The 16,563-nt window shown below is 71.8% G+C and carries 14 protein-coding genes and 1 pseudogene; 6 read left to right on the top strand and 9 right to left on the bottom strand.

Features of this window, described 5'->3' with window-relative positions; genetic code table 11:
• The first annotated feature begins 366 nt into the window (after positions 1-366).
• Entirely contained in the window at positions 367-1,743 is a 1,377-nt protein-coding gene (locus ACFWM7_RS09495; RefSeq protein WP_383257170.1) for an APC family permease, read from the top strand.
• A gap of 108 nt (positions 1,744-1,851) precedes the next feature.
• Here ACFWM7_RS09495 and ACFWM7_RS09490 read toward each other — a convergent pair whose 3' ends face one another.
• Positions 1,852-2,499, bottom strand: coding sequence for a class F sortase (locus tag ACFWM7_RS09490; protein ID WP_383257168.1), 648 nt, complete (start codon positions 2,497-2,499; stop codon positions 1,852-1,854).
• A 52-nt stretch (positions 2,500-2,551) separates the two neighbouring features.
• Positions 2,552-3,178, bottom strand: coding sequence for a hypothetical protein (locus ACFWM7_RS09485; RefSeq protein WP_383257166.1), 627 nt, complete (start codon positions 3,176-3,178; stop codon positions 2,552-2,554).
• Positions 3,179-3,327: 149 nt separating this feature from the next.
• On the opposite strand from ACFWM7_RS09485, the pseudogene ACFWM7_RS09480 reads away from it, so the two are divergent.
• Positions 3,328-3,865 (top strand): annotated as a pseudogene (locus tag ACFWM7_RS09480) (IS5/IS1182 family transposase); the annotation flags it as partial.
• 15 nt (positions 3,866-3,880) lie between these two features.
• Here the strand turns inward: ACFWM7_RS09480 and ACFWM7_RS09475 are convergent.
• Together ACFWM7_RS09475 and ACFWM7_RS09470 are read right to left on the bottom strand one after the other, a co-directional pair.
• The gene (locus ACFWM7_RS09475; protein ID WP_383257163.1) at positions 3,881-5,929 is read right to left on the bottom strand and encodes a CocE/NonD family hydrolase; all 2,049 of its coding nucleotides are present in this window, start codon (positions 5,927-5,929) and stop codon (positions 3,881-3,883) included.
• An 84-nt stretch (positions 5,930-6,013) separates the two neighbouring features.
• Entirely contained in the window at positions 6,014-7,294 is a 1,281-nt protein-coding gene (locus ACFWM7_RS09470) for an acetyl-CoA carboxylase biotin carboxylase subunit family protein (protein ID WP_383257160.1), read from the bottom strand.
• A 408-nt stretch (positions 7,295-7,702) separates the two neighbouring features.
• Between ACFWM7_RS09470 and dhaK the strand changes: the two genes are divergently transcribed.
• The 4 genes from dhaK (at position 7,703) to ACFWM7_RS09450 (ending at position 10,389) form a co-directional block, all read left to right on the top strand.
• The gene (gene dhaK, locus ACFWM7_RS09465) at positions 7,703-8,695 is read left to right on the top strand and encodes a dihydroxyacetone kinase subunit DhaK (RefSeq protein WP_383257158.1); all 993 of its coding nucleotides are present in this window, start codon (positions 7,703-7,705) and stop codon (positions 8,693-8,695) included.
• A gap of 117 nt (positions 8,696-8,812) precedes the next feature.
• On the top strand, positions 8,813-9,433 hold the full coding sequence (dhaL, locus tag ACFWM7_RS09460; RefSeq protein ID WP_383257155.1) for a dihydroxyacetone kinase subunit DhaL: 621 nt from the start codon (positions 8,813-8,815) through the stop codon (positions 9,431-9,433).
• Positions 9,430-9,840, top strand: a complete 411-nt coding sequence (locus ACFWM7_RS09455) for a PTS-dependent dihydroxyacetone kinase phosphotransferase subunit DhaM (protein ID WP_383257152.1) — start codon at positions 9,430-9,432, stop codon at positions 9,838-9,840. Before dhaL ends, ACFWM7_RS09455 begins: the two co-directional genes overlap by 4 nt.
• A 45-nt stretch (positions 9,841-9,885) precedes the next feature.
• Positions 9,886-10,389 (top strand): NUDIX domain-containing protein, encoded by a 504-nt coding sequence (locus ACFWM7_RS09450; RefSeq protein WP_383257148.1) that lies wholly within the window; start codon positions 9,886-9,888, stop codon positions 10,387-10,389.
• Here ACFWM7_RS09450 and ACFWM7_RS09445 read toward each other — a convergent pair.
• From ACFWM7_RS09445 to ACFWM7_RS09425, 5 genes are all read right to left on the bottom strand, one after another.
• Positions 10,323-12,245, bottom strand: a complete 1,923-nt coding sequence (locus ACFWM7_RS09445; RefSeq protein ID WP_383257145.1) for an ABC-F family ATP-binding cassette domain-containing protein — start codon at positions 12,243-12,245, stop codon at positions 10,323-10,325. The genes ACFWM7_RS09450 and ACFWM7_RS09445 overlap by 67 nt on opposite strands.
• A gap of 340 nt (positions 12,246-12,585) precedes the next feature.
• Positions 12,586-13,626, bottom strand: a complete 1,041-nt coding sequence (locus ACFWM7_RS09440; protein ID WP_383257142.1) for an NAD(P)-dependent alcohol dehydrogenase — start codon at positions 13,624-13,626, stop codon at positions 12,586-12,588.
• A gap of 97 nt (positions 13,627-13,723) precedes the next feature.
• Positions 13,724-14,524 (bottom strand): SDR family NAD(P)-dependent oxidoreductase, encoded by an 801-nt coding sequence (locus tag ACFWM7_RS09435; protein WP_383257139.1) that lies wholly within the window; start codon positions 14,522-14,524, stop codon positions 13,724-13,726.
• A complete protein-coding gene (locus ACFWM7_RS09430; RefSeq protein ID WP_383257136.1) occupies positions 14,521-15,225 on the bottom strand; it encodes a TetR family transcriptional regulator in 705 nt (234 codons plus the stop codon). The genes ACFWM7_RS09435 and ACFWM7_RS09430 overlap by 4 nt, the downstream gene beginning before the upstream one ends.
• Before the next feature lie 86 nt (positions 15,226-15,311).
• A partial coding sequence (locus ACFWM7_RS09425; protein WP_383257133.1) for a PP2C family protein-serine/threonine phosphatase occupies positions 15,312-16,563 on the bottom strand: 1,252 nt, incomplete at its 5' end.

Here is a 16,563-nt window from a genome sequence, read left to right as displayed (position 1 = left end):
GCCTGATGGGGGAACGCGCATCGCCCCGATGCGGGCATCGCCATACGGTGCGGGCACGGCCCTCCCGCCGATCATGGACCAGGGGATGTGGCCATGACCGAACGAGGAGCTCATCGTGGCCGAGCCGCTGGCCCACCACCGTCCGGGCGGCACACCGCTTTGAACGCCCGACCCGCGCCCTGGCGCGGAGCCGGCGCAGCGCGGCGGACCCAGCCGAGCGGCCAGGCCCGCGGATGCCATCCGGGTCGCGTGATCGACGGACGGGACGACGCCGCACCGGATTGAGCCACGTGGATGGGACCTCGGCCCTCCAAGGGCGGTGCGCCGACAGGACCGCCCCCCGACGAGTTTCAGGGCATCCGAAGGATGCTCCGGTTACCGGAAGGGCGCCCGGGTACCCGGCGCACCGTGAAAACGTCACCCGCCACGTCCCCGCCCTCGGGCTCCCCGGCATCGCTCAGGAAGACCCTGACCACCCCGTTGCTCTACTTCTTCATTCTCGGCGACGTCCTCGGCGCCGGCGTGTACGTCCTGGTGGGCCAGGTCGCCGCCGAATCCGGAGGAGCCGTCTGGGTGCCCCTGCTCGTGGCCATGTGCCTGTCCCTTCTGACGGCGGCCTCCTACGCGGAGCTGGTCACCAAGTACCCGCGCGCCGGAGGCGCCTCCCACTACGCGACCTTGGCCTACGGTCCGTTCCTGGGGTTCCTCGCCGGCTTCTGCATGCTGGCGGCCGGCGTCGTGTCGGTGGCCGCCCTGGCCCGGGGGTTCGGCGGCGACTACCTCACCGAGTTCGTCACTCTCCCTGTCGCGCTGGTGACGATCGTCTTCCTCATCCTGCTGGCGCTGCTGAACGCCCGAGGCATCAGGGAGTCCACCCGGGCCAATGTCATCGCCACGGTCATCGAGGTGGGCGGACTGCTGCTGGTGGCCGGTCTCGGCATCTGGGTCGTGCTGCGCGGCGACGGGGACCTCGGACAGCTCACCGAACTCGGCACGTCACGTGAAGCACCGGTGGCCGCGGTACTCAGCGGCGCCGTACTCGCCTACTACTCGTTCGTCGGGTTCGAGACGTCCGTGAACGTGGCCGAGGAGACCCGAGAGCCCCGCCGCTCGTATCCCCGGGCACTCTTCGGCGCGCTGCTCACCGCAGGCGCGGTGTACGCCCTGGTCGGCGCGGCCGCGTCCGCCTCCGTACCGACGCAGAAGCTGACGGAATCGAGCGGACCGCTGCTGGAGGTCGTCCGGGCGGCAGGTGGGGTCCCCACCGAACTGTTCAGCGCCGTCGCCCTGGTAGCCGTCGCCAACGGGGCCCTGTTGACGGGCATCATGTCCTCACGACTGGCGTACGGAATGGCGCGGGACGGGCTCCTCCCCCGCTTCCTGACGAGGGTTCTCCCGGGCCGCCGCACTCCGTGGGCCGCCATCGCCGCGACCACCGCGCTGTCGCTGCTGCTCGCGCTGACCGGCGATGTGTCGACGCTCGCCTCCACGCTGGTGCTGCTGCTCCTGGTGGTGTTCTTCCTCGTGAACACCTCGCTCCTCGTCCTGCGCCGCGACACAACGCCCGGCCCTCACTTCCGGGCTCCGACCGCCGTGCCGGTCCTTGGAGCTCTGTCCTGTGTCCTGCTCGCCACCCAGATCGAACATGACGTCTGGCTGAGAGGGCTCGTCGTGCTGGCCGTCGGCGGCGGTCTCGGTGCCGTCGCGGCGGTCCGGTCACGCCGAGGTCATGACCATGCGTAGACGGATCCCACCACGCACGGTCCGCACCGGCCCGGGTCGGCCATCCGCAGAGCAAGGTGCCGGCCGGCACCTTGTCCCCGAGGCACTGGCGAGCCCTGCGCGCGGCGGTCAGGCTGTCTTCTTCAGGGAGGTGAGGTGGGCGAAGACCACCACGTTCGCCGAGTATCCGGCCTTCTCGTCGAAGCGACCGCCGCAGGTCAGCAGCCGGAGTTCGGGACGCCCGGTCTCCCCGTACACCTTGTCGTCGGGAAACTTGTCCTTCGTGTACGTCTTCACCGCATCCACCGTGAACACCGCGGTCTTGCGGTCCGCGCGCACCACGTTGACCTTGTCGCCCCGGCGCAGGGCGTTGAGATTCAGGAAGATGGCAGGCCCTGTCCTGGTGTCGCGGTGGCCCACGAGCAGGGCCGTTCCGTCCTCACCGGGTGACGGTCCCTTCTCGTACCAGCCCGTCAGCTTGGGCTTGCTCAACGGCGGGGCTCCGAGTCGGCCCTTCGCGTCGAGGCCGAGTCCGGTGACCGCAGCCTCGATGTAGATGGCGGGAATGGCGACCTTCAGTGGTCGTGAGGGCGTCAGGGGCGCGTGCGAGGCGGGCACATGGTGATCCGGTTTGTGCGGTGCCCGTCGGAACGGCTCCCGCCCGCCGCCCGCGGAGTCACCGCCGCGGGCGGCTGTGGCCGGCATCGTGTCCTCGGAAGAGTCCGAGGACACCCAGACGATGCCGGCCACCAAAGAGAACGTCACGCTCAGCGTCATCGTGAGACGGCACGCGCGCGTCGGCCCCCGTCGTCGCCCTCGGCAGCGAGAATTACGCCTCGCCACGGGCACGGCGACGTGCGGACCGGCGCATCATGATCAGGCCCGCGGCGCCCGCAGCCCCAGCAGCCAGCACGGCGGCGGCGGTTCCGGCGTTCGAGTCGCTCTCGGAGCCGACAGGCTGCATGTCCGGGACACCGCCGCCGCCCGCGGGGACACCGCCGATGGGCTGCTGCGGCTTGTGCGGCTTGCTGCCGTGGTTACCGCGGTCGCACTCGACCTTGAAGCTCCGCTGCTTCGGGCCCGCGGGGACGACCCACACCAGCTGGTAGGTACCTTCCGGGAGCAGGTACGCCTCGCTGCGCGCACTGCCGTTGATGAGCGGAAGCGTGTCCATCAGAGTGGTCCCCGGCGGCACGGTCGGAGGCTGCTCGGTGATCGTCCAGGGGACCGAGGGGAACGACTCGAAGTTGCTCGCCGACAGCACGAACTTGCAGACCTCGACCCCGTCGCGGCTTGAGTGCCAGCTGACCGAGCGGATGTCGATGTTGCCGCTGTCGCCGGGGGCGGCGTACGCGGAGGGCGCTCCGGCCAGGGAGGCGCCCGCGACCGCGACCGCGACGGCCACCTTGGCCCCGGTGCGAACGCTGCGGGGGCGGGCGGAACTGGAGATGCGCATGGAGGCTCCTTCAAGCCGAGATGATTGTCGTACTGATCACCTGATCACCTAAGGAATGCCACGAAAAATACTAAAAGTCCGTTAAGACACGGACATACGACAAAAGTTCCCTGATCGGCCGACAGTGCGCGAGTGGAGTCCAACGCACGGAGCGAACCGCAGGCTGGGAAACGAGGCGTCGGCCCCGAGCTCGTTGCAGCGCAACGAGGTGCCCGCTCCGGCACGCGGTACAGGTCGGAGCCGACCTCGCAGGGCGGGTCGACTGGTCGATGGCCGGCGCCGGCTCGACGTCCTGCCGGGCCCATCAGTACGCGGCCGGTGCCCGCACAACCCGACCGCTGGTCCCGAGAGAGGGCGACGCTCCGGTACCACCGGCCCGACGAGGAACTCGGTCCCTGAGCGGTCTGACCAGAGGCCGCGCTCCCCGGCCGCTGGGCGGACGTCCGCGGACCCGGCCGGACCGCGGCAGCGGCGAGTGACCAGTCGGCCCACCGTCAGCGCAAACGCAGAGACGGCGGCGGGCCGACCGGCTTCGACCCCGACCACGGCCGGCGCCGCAACGGGGCCGAGCGGACCGTCAACCGGCTCAAGAACTGCCGCGCGGTCGCGGCCCGTTACGACAAACGGGCCCAAGTCTTCCGCGGCACCGTCATCGCCGCAGCGATACGGTTCTGGCTTCGCCGGTGATACGCCGGACAGACCCTAGACGTTCGTTCGTGGCACATCCTCGTTCCACGTGCGGGAGAACACACGGCGGCCACTTTCGTAGCCATCGAGCGTCGCGTCGACGTGGAAGGCGTCCTTGTCCGACGTCAGGACGGTGCGCGTCTCCACCCGCACGTCCCATCCGGGCCGGCCAAAGCTCATGGTCCAGGCCGTTTCGCCCCGCACTGAGGCGAAGTCCTCAGCCACCCAGCTGTAGCGTTCGCACGCGCGCAGGCCGACATCGATGCCCGCGTCCTCGTACCGCCGCGCCCCCTGGTCCTTCACGATGTCGAGCGCGGACCGGTAGTTCACCAGGTCGCGGGTGACCGTCCATCCCTGCTCCGGTTCGCTGAGCTGGGTGACGGGCGTCGGTGCACAGCCCTCGGGCTCGCCGAACGGACGCAGCTCCGTGTCTGTGGCGACGTCCTGGTCGCGGACCGGAAGCGTGAGCGCGCTGCCGGTCTCGTAGACGGTGAGCAGGGCCGGCTCGGGGGCGGGCCACACGAGCGGCCAGTACGAGGTGGACAGGGAGAGCCGGATGCGGTGGCCGGGCGGGAAAGCCTGCGCCACTCCGTGCAGCGGCACGCGGACCGTGTACCGCTCGCCGGGGGTGAGTTCGCCGGGCTCGGCCTCGCTGTCCCTGTGGGCCAGGTTGAGCACGCCGTAGGTGACCCGGGTGGAACGCCCGTCCGGGGCGACGTCGGAGAGGCGGACGTTCACCTGCGCGACGGGGGCGTCGGCCGACACGGCGATGGTGACGGAGGGGGCGCCGAGGATTTCCACGCGTTCGGGCAGCGCGTCCGTCTGGAAGACGAGCGAGCCGCCGTCTTCCTCCCGCTGGTCGTAGGGCAGGTCCGGCGGAGCGTTGTAGGACGCCCATTTGCCGGCGAACTGGCCCACGGAGAGCGGGGACTGGACGGTGTGAACGCGCTCCTGGTCCATCGGGTCGTCTGCGGCGTCGCCGGTGCCGTCGGGCATCCGGAGGCAGTGGTTGTGGAAGGGCAGGACGGTGTCCGTGACATGCGGCGAGGGCCAGGAGGGTTCGCCGATCCAGCGGCCGGGCCGCTCTTCGTAGGATGTCGAGGGCGGCACGCTCTCCTGCATCCAGGTGCGGAGCATGGGCCCGTCCATGACGCCGTTGTCCTCGCCCTTGAGCCAGTGGTCCCACCAGCGCACCACTTCCTGGAGGTAGCCGATGGCGGGGCCCGGTTCGCCCAGGTGGGGCAGCTTGTGCGACCAGGGGCCGATCAGTCCCTTACGGGGAACGTCGACGTGGCGCAGCAGGCGGGTGACGGCGTTGGAGTAGCCGTCCGCCCAGCCGCTGGAGGCCAGAACTGGGCAGTCGAGGGCGCTGTAGTCCTCGCTGAGACTGGCGTGGCGCCAGTAGGCGTCGCGTTGCGGGTGGCGCAACCATTCCAGGACCCAGGGTTCGGCGGCCTGGAGCCGTTCTTCCCACATCTCGCGCCAGCGATCGCCCACTACGGCAGGGTCGGGCGGACAGGTGGCGTAGGCGAACATGGTGCCGGCCTCGGCGAGGTTGTCGGAGAGCATGGCGCCGCCGAGGTAGTGCATGTCGTCGGCGTACCGGTCGTCGGTGAAGGACGAGACGCAGATGGCGCGCAGGCTCGGGGGCCGGCGGGCGGCGACCTGGAGGGCGGCGAAGGCACCCCAGGAGATGCCCATCATGCCGGTGGTGCCGTCGCACCAGGGCTGGTCGGCCAGCCAGGCGAGCACGGCTTCGGCGTCGGCCTGTTCCTGTTCGAGGTACTCGTCGACGAGTACCCCGTCGGACTCGCCGGTGCCCCGGATGTCGACCCGGACGCAGGCGTAGCCGTGCCCGGCGATGTAGGGGTGGTGGATGGAGTCCCGGGGCGAGGTGAGGTCGTTCTTGCGGTAGGGGATGTACTCGAGGATTGCCGGGACCGGTTCGGTGTCGGAGGAAGTGGGGCGCCAGATCCGTGCCGAGAGCCGGGTTCCGTCGGCCATCGGGATCGTGACGTGCTTCTCCTCCCTCACCGCGTGGGGAAGTTGGTCCACGTGTCGCATGGAGCTGCGACCTCCTTCGCTGCTGGGTGTTCCGGTCTGCTCGGTACCGCCGGAGACCGGTGGCCGCTCGGTGTTCCGCGCCGGTCAGGTGAAGGACAGGCCCAGGGCCGCCACGGCCTGGTCGAACTTGCGCCGCAGGTCGTCCTCGTCACTTCCTCCGGTGAAGATGTGCGCGACCTCGTAGCTGTAACTGTCCTGCTGAGACACGGCCGAGAGTTTCTGTCCCTCCTCGGGAACGACGTCGATACGTACGCCGGGGATGTTCTTCTCGATCTCGGCGACTCGCTCCGGTCCGGGGATCTCGTGCACCTTGCCGTCGGTGAACCATCGGTAATACCACTTCGCCGCCATGGCGTAGTCGCCCCCGCCGCTGGGCAGTGTCGGATCCCGGCCGAGGGCAAGGGCGATCATGCGGTGGTGGTTGGGAGCGCCGTCGACGTACTGGAACAGCTCCGCGTGGGACTGGGAGTGGCGGGGGTTGATCTCCAGCAGGCTGACGTCGCCGGTCTTGGGGTCGTAGAAGTACTCGATGCTGAAGGTGGCCTGGTCGAAGCCGATCTGCCGCATCGTTCGCTCGCTGATGTCATGCAGGGCGCGGATGACGTCGGCCGGCAGAGTGCTGGGGTACTGATGGCGCAGGAAGCAGGGCGAGTCGGGGTAGTTGATCGAGTCCAGCACGCCGTAGACGGTGGGGCGGCCCTCGTGGACGTAGCCCTCGACGGCGACCTGTATCCCGTTCATCGCCTCTTCCGCGAGGCAGACCTCGCCGCCGATGCCGAGCATCTCCTCGGGAAGATCGAGCATGCCGAGCACCGTCTCGAAGGGCCGCCCGACGCGGCCCATGCCGCTGCGTATCTCCTTCGCCGCGGCCTGGAACTCCTGCTCGTCCTTCACGCCGAAGGCCAGTTCGGACGAGTAGGCCAGGGCGGGCTTGAGCCACATCGGGAAGGAGAGGCCCTCGGGCGGTCGCGGGTCATCGGTGTCGAGGTCGACGCGGCCGAACCGCGGATGGGCATCGACAGCCTTGCGCTGCTCGAGCCGGCTCCAGTACTTGTGCTCGCACTTCACCACGGATTCCAGGCTCGTGGTGCGGGTGCCGTACTCCTTGCCGAGGATGGGGACCATGGTGCTGACCGGGAAATCCCAATAGCCCACGATCGCGTCGATGTTGCCCTCGTGGGCATCGAGCACCTTCCGGGCCCGGTCGAGGAGGTCGCTCACGCTGACCTCGCCCTCCTGGAGCTCCTCAAGAGTGAGCAGCCCGTGGAACCGGTAGGCGTCCGCGCCCGGCACAGCCCGCAACGTGGGCAGATTGGCCTCGTCGAGGCCGATGACGAAGATGTCGAGACGATGGTCCTTGGGCACGTGACCGTCCTTTCAGTCGAAGAAGTTCGTCGGTTCGCGCCGCATGCCCGTCAATCCCGGCCTCATGCGTCAACGGCAGCCCCTTGGACGTCGGCTGCCGTGAATGACTCCGCGCAGAGCGGATTGCCGCTGAGGCTCTACCGGCGCACCGGTCTGCGGCATGCGGCGCGGCACCCGCCCGGTCGGCCGCCGGCTACTTCAGACCCCCGAAGCCATGTATCCGTTCGCCTTCTGACGGAGCGCGCCGATGGGAGGCCGCCTCTGCGGTGGCATCGCACCCGCCACGTTGGCATCATCACGGTGGAGCACCCCGTAGCCACCCGCAAAGATCCGCACCTGGCCACCCCCTTCCTCACCTGGAAAAACGCAGGTCACGAAGTTCTCTGCCACGCACACCAGGAGTCCGGCATGAAAATGCTCATCAACGTTCCCGAGACCGTGGTCGCCGATGCTCTGCGGGGCATCGCGGCCGCGCATCCCGAGCTCACCGTCGACGTGGAGAACCGGGTCGTCGCCCGGCGGGACGCGCCCGTGGCGGGGAAGGTGGGGCTCGTCTCCGGGGGCGGTTCCGGGCATGAGCCGCTGCACGCCGGGTTCGTCGGGCCCGGGATGCTCTCGGCCGCCTGCCCCGGGGAAGTGTTCACCTCCCCCGTACCGGACCAGATGGTGAGGGCGGCCGCGGCCGTCGACAGTGGGGCGGGGGTGCTGTTCGTCGTCAAGAACTACACCGGTGACGTCCTCAACTTCGAGATGGCCGCCGAGCTCGCGGAGGACGAGGGGGTCCAGGTCGCCCAGGTGGTGGTGGACGACGACGTGGCCGTGAGCGACAGTACGTTCACCGCCGGGCGGCGCGGTACGGGAGCGACGCTGTTCGTCGAGAAGATCGCCGGAGCCCTGGCGGACGAGGGCGCTCCGCTGGACCGGGTGGCCGCGGTCGCCCGGCAGGTGAACGGGGCCTCGCGCAGTTTCGGGGTGGCGCTCGGCGCCGTCACCACTCCGGCGAAGGGCAGCCCCACCTTCGACCTGCCGTCCGGCGAGCTGGAGTTGGGCATCGGCATCCACGGGGAGCCGGGGCGTGAGCGGCGGCCGATGATGACGTCCGGGGAGATCGCCGACTTCGCCGTGGGCGCGATCCTGGAGGACCTGCGACCCACCGGCCCGGTGCTGGCGCTGGTGAACGGCATGGGGGCGACACCGCTGCTGGAGCTGTACGGGTTCAATGCCGAGGTCCACCGGGTCCTGTCCGAACGGGGTGTCCCGGTGGCTCGTACGCTCGTGGGGAATTATGTGACGTCGCTCGACATGGCAGGCTGCTCGGTGACGTTGTGCCAGGTCGACGAGGAGCTGCTGCGCCTGTGGGACGCGCCCGTGCGGACGGCCGCGCTCCGCTGGGGCTGCTGAGCCGCCGCCGCGGATCCCGTGACCGTGTGCCGACCGCCCCGGTGCGGGGCCGGTCGGCGGTACTGCCCGTGCCGCCGGGACGATCCGTTCCGGCAGGACCGAGGAACAGGAGATCATGTGCTCGACACCGACTTCTTCCGCCGCTGGATGACCGCCGTCGCGGCGTCCGTGGAGCGTGAGGCGAACCATCTGACCGAGCTGGACTCGGCGATCGGGGACGCCGATCACGGCAGCAACCTCCAGCGCGGCTTCGCGGCGGTGACCGAGGTTCTGGAGAAGGACGCCCCCGCCACCCCCGGTGCGGTGCTCGCCCTGGCGGGACGGCAGCTCATCTCCACCGTCGGCGGGGCGTCCGGCCCGCTGTACGGGACGTTGCTGCGCCGTACGGGCAAGGCGCTCGGCGACGAGGGTGAGGTGACCCGGGAACAGCTCGCCCAGGCGTTCGCGGCGGGGGTCGCCGCGGTGGGGCAGCTGGGTGGCGCCCAGGCCGGGGACAAGACGATGCTCGACGCGCTGCTACCTGCGGCGGAGGCGCTCGCCACCTCGTTCGACGGCGCCGCGAAGGCGGCTCGTGCGGGCGCTGTGGCGACGGTGCCGTTGCAGGCGCGCAAGGGCAGGGCCAGTTATCTCGGTGAGCGCAGCATCGGGCATCAGGACCCGGGCGCGACCTCGGCGGCGCTGCTGGTCGAGGCCCTGGCGGCGACGGCGGCGACGGCGGCGGACGGGGAGGGCGCGTGAGCGACGAGCGACAGGTGGGCATCGTGCTGGTCTCCCACAGCGGTCCGGTCGCCGAGTCGGTCGCCGAGCTGGCCCGGGGGCTCGCCGCCGGAGGGGTGACCGCGCCGGTCGCCCCGGCCGGCGGTCTCCCGAACGGCGGGCTCGGGACGAGCGCGGAGCTGATCGGGCGGGCCGCCGCCTCGGTGGACCGGGGTGCGGGCGTCGCGGTGCTGGTGGATCTGGGCAGCGCGGTCCTCACGGTGAAGGCCATGCTCGCCGAGGGCGACGAACTGCCCGAGAACACCCGGCTCGTGGACGCGCCGTTCGTGGAGGGCGCGGTGGCCGCTGTGGTGACCGCTTCGGCGGGCGGTGACCTCGCGGCGGTGGAGGCGGCGGCCTCGGAGGCGTACGGCTATCGCAAGACGTAGCGCCTCATCTGGCGCCCCGCACTCCGTCGCCTCAGACTTGACGACATGTCGACAGGCAGGCGCAGTGCGGGGCTCCTTCTCTTCCGGGTCGTGGAGGACGCGGGCGAGCGGGATGTCGAGGTGCTGATCGGGCACATGGGCGGGCCGTTCTGGGCGGGGCGCGAGGCCGCCGCCTGGTCGGTGCCGAAGGGGGAGTACGGGCCGGAGGAGGCCGCGGAGGACGCGGCGCGCCGGGAGTTCACAGAGGAGCTGGGGGTGCCGGTCCCGCCGGGTGCGTGGATCGCGCTGGGCGATTCCCGGCAGCGCAGCGGCAAGAAGGTGACGGTGTGGGCCCTGGAGGCGGAGCTGAACGTGGCGTCCGTCGTGCCGGGAACGTTCACGATGGAGTGGCCGCGCGGGTCCGGCGTGCAGCAGGAGTTCCCGGAGATGGACCGGTTCGCCTGGTGCACGCCGGAGCAGGCCGCCGAGCGGCTGATCGTCGGTCAGCGGGTGTTCGTCGACCGGCTGCGCGCTCGGGTGCGCGGGACGGCCGCCTCCCCGGACGCGTAGGCCGGGGCCGGGGTCGCACCCGCCGGGCGGCCTGCGCGCAGTTCCAGGACGTCACCGGTGAAGCGGGCCCGGAAGCTGCGGTCGTGCGAGACGACGACGACCGCGCCCCGGTACTGGTCGAGGGCCTGCTCCAGCTCCTCGACCAGGCTCAGTGCGATGTGGTTCGTCGGCTCGTCCAGCACCAGCAGATCGGCCGGCCGGGTCACCAGCCGGGCCAGTGCCAGCCTGCGTTGCTGCCCGATGGAGAGCGACGCGACGGGCACGTCGAGGTCCTCGGGGCGGAACAGGCCGAGGGCCAGGAGATCGTCCGCGTACTCGTCGGGGAAGCCGGGCCGGCCCGCCGCGAAGGTGGCGAGCAGGGTGCGCCGGGTCGGCCGGGCGGGCAGTTCCTGCGGGAGGTAGCCGATGCGGGCGTGGCGGGTGACCGTGCCCGTGTCGGGAGTGAGGTCGCCCGCGAGGACCCGCAGCAGGGTGGTCTTGCCGGCCCCGTTCTCGCCGGTCACCAGGAGACGGGCTCCCGCTGTCACGCGCAGGGAGGGGAGGTGGAGTCGGTCCCCTACGGCGACGGAGTCCAGCTCCACGAGGGCCCTCGCGCGGCCCGCCGTGCCGGCCGCGTCGGTGGGCCCGGTGTCGGGTCCGGCGGTGGTTCCCGTGCCGGTTCCGGCCGGGGTTCGGGCGGCGAGGTCCGCTGTGCCGGTCGCGTCGGCTGTCCCGGTCCCAGTCCCGGTCCCGGCTTCGGTTACGGCGGCGGTTTCGGCTGCGACCGTGGTTCCTGCTGGGCGCTCCACCGCGCCCGTCTCCGTGGTGACGTACGGGCGGCCGGTGAAGGCGAGCGGCCTGGGCGGGGGCGGTACGGGAGACCTGCGCAGGGCGTCCAGGCGGGTCCGGGCCGCTCTGACCTGGCCCGACAGTTTGGCCTCGTGCGAGCGGCGGTGCTTGCCGAAGCCCTGTTTCGGGTCACCTCCGGTGGCCGCGAGCCGCGTTCCCGCCGCCTCGACCAGCGCCTCGGTCCGGGCCAGGTCCGCCAGGTACTCCTCGTGCTCCTGGGCCCAGCGGCGGCGGGCCGCGGCCTTGGCGGTGCGGTAGCCGTCCCAGCCGTCCCCGTACCGCGTGACCGTGCGGAGGTCCCGGTCGACCTCCAGGATCACCGAGGTGACCCGCTCCAGGAACGCCCGGTCGTGGGTGATCGCCACGACGGTCCCCCGGTGGGCGCGCAGATGGTCCTCCAGCCAGCCGACAGCGCGGGCGTCGAGGTGGTTGGTCGGCTCGTCGAGCAGCAGCAGTTCGGGGGCGGCGGCCAGCACGCAGGCGAGCGCGAGCCGGGACTGCTCGCCGCCGGACAGCGTGCCGAGCGGGCGGCTGTGGGTGAGGTGGGCCAGGCCGAGGCCGTGCAGGGCCGCTTCGGTGCGGGCGTCGGCCCGGTAGCCGTCGCGGTCCTCGTAAGCGGTGAGGAGGTCTCCGTACGCGGCGAGTTCCGCGTCCGTGGGCCCCGGGTCGCCGGGCTTGCGCTCCGAGAGGCCGGCCTCCGCCTCACGGATCCGGTGTTCGAGGTCGCGCAGTTCGGCGAGGGCCGCGTCGACGGCGTCCTGCACGGTGTCGGCCGGGTCGAGGTCGAGGGTCTGGGCGAGGTAGCCGGTGCCGCCGGGGAACCGGACGGTGACCTCACCGGTGTCCGGCGCTTCGGCCCCGGCCAGCAGGCGGAGCAGGGTGGACTTTCCGGAGCCGTTCTCGCCGATGACGGCGGTCTTCTCACCGGGCCGGACGGTGAGGGTCACCTGGTCGAGTACGGAGCGGTCCCCGTACGCCTTGGAGACGTCCTTCATGGCCAGTTGAGCGCGGTCGCGCTGGGGGTGCATGGGTGCCTTTTCCCTGGGTGACGGCCCGCGTCGGCGCGCACGGAAGCGCGGCGGGAGCGGGGCGTGGATGCCGGACGGCGGAGGGGACGGCGGCGGGCGCGCGGGGTCGCGTCGACGTCACCGGGACATCGTCACGAGGAGATCGCCACCGGGGCGTCCCAGAAAGACGCGCGGTGTGGCGCGCTGCGGCCGTCCGGGCCGGGAATCAGCGGAAGAAGTAGAAGCGGTACGAACCCATGTCGGCCAGTCTAGCGGCGGGCGGGGCATCGCTGCCGAGAATTTTCCGGCCGCCCGCCCCGGTGGCGGCAGTAGGCCGGGGCGGGGGCGGCGACGAGGGAGTTCAGCCGTTGGGCAGGATGACCGCCCGGCCGTTGATCCTGCCGTCGTGGAGGCGCTCGTACGCCAGCGGGGCCTCGTCGAGGGAGTACGTCTCCACGTGCACGTCCACCGCTCCGGCGTGGGCCAGGTCGAGGACCTCGGCGAGTTCCTTGCGCGAGCCCCAGTAGGGCGCGCAGACATTGGCCCCGTACGGAAGCGTCCCGAAGCCGACCGGGAGCGCGCCACCGCCGATGCCGACGATGGTGACGTCGCCGTCCACGCGGGCGACGGCTCCGGCGGTCCGCACGGTGGGCGGCGCCCCGACGAAGTCGAGGACCACGTGGGCGCCGAGTCCGCCGGTCAGCTCCATGACGCGGGCGGCCGCCTTCTCGTCGGAGATGACCGCTTCCTGCGCGCCGACGGTCCTGGCCAGGGCGAGCTTGTCCTCGGTCACGTCGAGGGCGATCACCCGGGCGGCCGTCATGGCGCGCAGCAGCTGGATCGCGACATGGCCGAGGCCGCCGGTGCCGATGACGACGGCGGTGGAGCCGGGCACGAGCTTCGCCAGGGAGCGCACGATCGCGTGGTACGGAGTGAGTCCGGCGTCGGTGAGGGGCACCGTCTTCACCGGGTCGAGGCCGCCGATCGGGACGAGGTGGCGAGGGTTGTCGACGATCATGTACTCGGCCATCGCGCCCGGGGCGCCGAGGCCGGGCGGCATGATGCCGAGCTCCTTGGCGCGCAGGCAGTAGTTCTCCTTGCCCTCGGCGCAGTTCACACAGGTGCCGCAGCCCCAGGGCCCGTACACCGCGACCGAGTCGCCGAACGCGAAGCCGTCGACGCCGTCACCGAGCGCGGCGACCGTGCCGACGCCCTCGTGGCCCAGGGTGAGCGGCAGCGGGAAGGGGATCTGGTCGGCGGGCCAGCTCATCACGGCGATGTCGGAGTGGCAGACGCCGGCGGCGGTGACCTTCAGCAGGACCTGGCCGGGGCCGGGCTCGGGGTCCGGCACGGTGACGACCTCGGGGGCGGCGCCGGCGGCTCGGTACTGAACGGCTTTCATGGGTCTCCTCGCTTCTTCCTTGCTTCTTGCCCGGTCCCGCCGGCCCCCGTGTTCTCTTTCTCGCCCGCGCGTCCCCCGCCCGCCACTCGGGGCCTCGTCACGGGGCGGAGTAGCCGCCGTCCACCAGGTGGTAGCTGCCGTGGATGAAGGAGGCCTTGTCCGAGAGCAGGAAGGCGGCCAGTTCGGCGACCTCCTCCGCCGTCCCGAGGCGCCCGGCCGGGTGCAGGGAGATCAGGTGCTCGCGGGCGGCGGGGTCGGCGTTCCGCAGGAGCGGGGTGTCGATGAAGCCGGGGCCGACCGCGTTGATGCGGACGTTTTGGGCTGCGTATTCGAGGGCCGCCGTCTTGGTGAGGCCGACGACGCCGTGCTTGGCCGCGACGTAGGCGGGCGAGCCTGCGAAGCCGTTGGTGCCGAGGATGGACGACATGTTGACGATCGCGCCGCCGCCCGCCGCGAGGATGGCGGGCAGTTCGTAGCGCATCGAGTGGAAGACGCCGCTGAGGTTGGTGGCGACGACGCGGTTCCAGTCCTCGACCGGGTACTCACCGGTGGGGCTGCTGGGGCCCGCGATACCGGCGTTGTTCACCGCCAGGTGGAGGGCCCCGAAGGTGGCCACCGCGAACCGCACGCCCGCCTCGACGGAGGCCGGGTCGGTGACGTCCATCGCGACGGCGGCGGCCCTGGCTCCGGTGCTCTCCAGCTCGGCGGCGGCCTTGCGCGCGTTCTCCTCGTCGTAGTCAGCGACGACGACCGCCGCGCCGCCGGCGGCGAGACGCCGCGTCAGGGCGAGGCCGATGCCGGAGGCTCCGCCGGTGACGAGGGCCGTGCGGCCCGCGAACTCGGTCCGGTCCGCGGCTGCGGCTGCGGGGGTGGGCGTGGCGCTGTGCTCGGTGCTCATGAGGTTGCCTCTGTTTCTGCTGCTTCTTCTGTGGTGCTGATGGTGCGAGTGGCGCTGCGGTGCTGCTCCGGACCGGGGCGCGGTTCGCCGAGCAGGTCGGCGGCCAGCGCGTCGAAGGCCTCGGTGACCAGTTCGGGCAGGGCGTCCGGCCGGCCCCCGCGCACCCAGGCGGCCTGCGCGGCGAGCAGCGCGCCCGCACCGGCGGCAACGGTCACGGCGGGCCGGATGTCCTGCCGGGGGTCGACGCCGAGCCGGTCCGCGACGATGGCGACCGAGTCCTCCTGCGCGTCCACCCTGATGTGCTGGAAGACGGCGTAGAGGGTCGGCTCCTCCTCGGCGACGACCAGCAGGTCGAAGATCCGGGGGCGACGGTGCCAGGGCTCCGCCCCGGGGTCGGCGAGCCAGTCGAGAACGGCCCGCCGGTAGGCGAGGAGCGGGGGTTCCGGGGCTGGTCGGGCGCGCAGGGCCGCGTTGATGCGGTCGCCGTCGCCCCGCAGGGAGTCGAGAGCGGCGGCCTCCTTGCTCCCGAAGTACCGGCTGAACGTACGGCGGTCGACATCCGCGGCCTCCGCGATCTCCTCGACTGTCACGTTGCGCAGCCCCCGGTCGAGCACGAGCTCGAACGCGGCCTGCGCCAGGGTGTCGCGGGTGCGGCGCGCCTTGCGGCTGCGCCGTTCCGGGATCTTCCGTTCCGGAGTCATACATGTACCGTACACCTGCAAATGTCCCCACGCGACATTCGTCTCATGGGGACATCAGGGACGGCCGCTGCGGGCGCGGCACGCTCTCAGACTGCGGTTGCGGCGGCCTGCCGGTCGTTCTCCCCCGCAGCGGCAGCGCCATCTACATCGCCGCCGCGGACCGCGTCGCCACGGGTCACGTCCCCGGCGACCGCGTCTCCGGCGACCGCGTCGGCGGGCACGGCTGCGGGGGCCCGGAGCAGGGCCAGCGCGGCGACGTCGTCGCGCCGCACGCCTCCGGAGAAGTCCTCCAGGTCCGCATGGAGCGCGTCGAGCAGTTCGCGCGGCCCGTGCCCGGCCCAGGCCACCACCCGTTCGTCCAGCGGGTAGAAGGCGCCGGCGGCGTCGCGGGCCTCGGTCACCCCGTCGGTGACGACGAGGAGTGTGGCCTCCGGCGGGAGGTCGAAGGACTCGGTCGTACGGGTCTCCCGGCTGAGCCCGGCCAGGCCGAGGGGGATGTACGTCCGGTGGAGCGTGACGGCCGAGGCCCGGCCGTCGTGCAGCAGCCGGGGTGGCAGATGACCGCAGTTCACGGCCTCCACCCGGCCGCCCCCGTCGAAGCCGAGCACGAGCGCGGTCACGAAGCGTTCGGCCTCGCCGGTCTGGGCGGAGAACTCGTTGTGCCGGACGACGGCGTCCTCCAGCGCCTGGGCCACCCCGGTCAGCGTGCGTTCGCGGAAGGCCGCCTCGCGGAACGCGGCGATGGCCGCGAACCCGGCGCCGATGGCCGCGAGCCCCTTGCCCTGGACGTCTCCGATGATCACCCGGGTTCCGTAGGGCGACTCGACGACCTCATAGATGTCTCCGCCGACGAAGCGGTCCTCCTCGATCGGCTCGTAGAGCCCGTACGCGAAGACGTGGTCGGTCACGACGGGCAGCGGCCGCAGGATCTGGCGCTGGAGGGTGACGGCGGCGGACCGCAGCCGCGCCATTTCGGTGGCGTGCCGGATGCGCGCCGCGCAGGCGGCGACCCCGAGGGCGCAGGCCAGTACGGCGAAGCCGATCCCGAAGACGAAGTCCCAGAAGGTGCCGTCCGCGCCGGCCCGGAAGCCGACGACGACCGTGGTGATCCACACCGCGACCCAGATGGTCTGGCGGAGACTGCAGTAGACGGAGGCCAGTGCCGGGACGACCACGAGCAACGGCACGACCCGCAGGTCGTTGCCCGTCGTGGCGTCGAGGAGGACGACCAGCACGGTCAGCAGCGCGAGCCCGCCGACCAACGCCCAGTTGCCGATCCGGCCCTGGGACACCGCCGCGACGCCCGCGCCCGCGGCGGGTGCGGCACCGTTCCGGTGC

This window comes from Streptomyces sp. NPDC058375, assembly GCF_042723425.1.
Classification (GTDB): domain Bacteria; phylum Actinomycetota; class Actinomycetes; order Streptomycetales; family Streptomycetaceae; genus Streptomyces; species Streptomyces durocortorensis.
The sequence above is the reverse complement of the archived record's forward strand: the minus strand, read 5'-3'. Positions and strand labels throughout refer to the sequence as shown.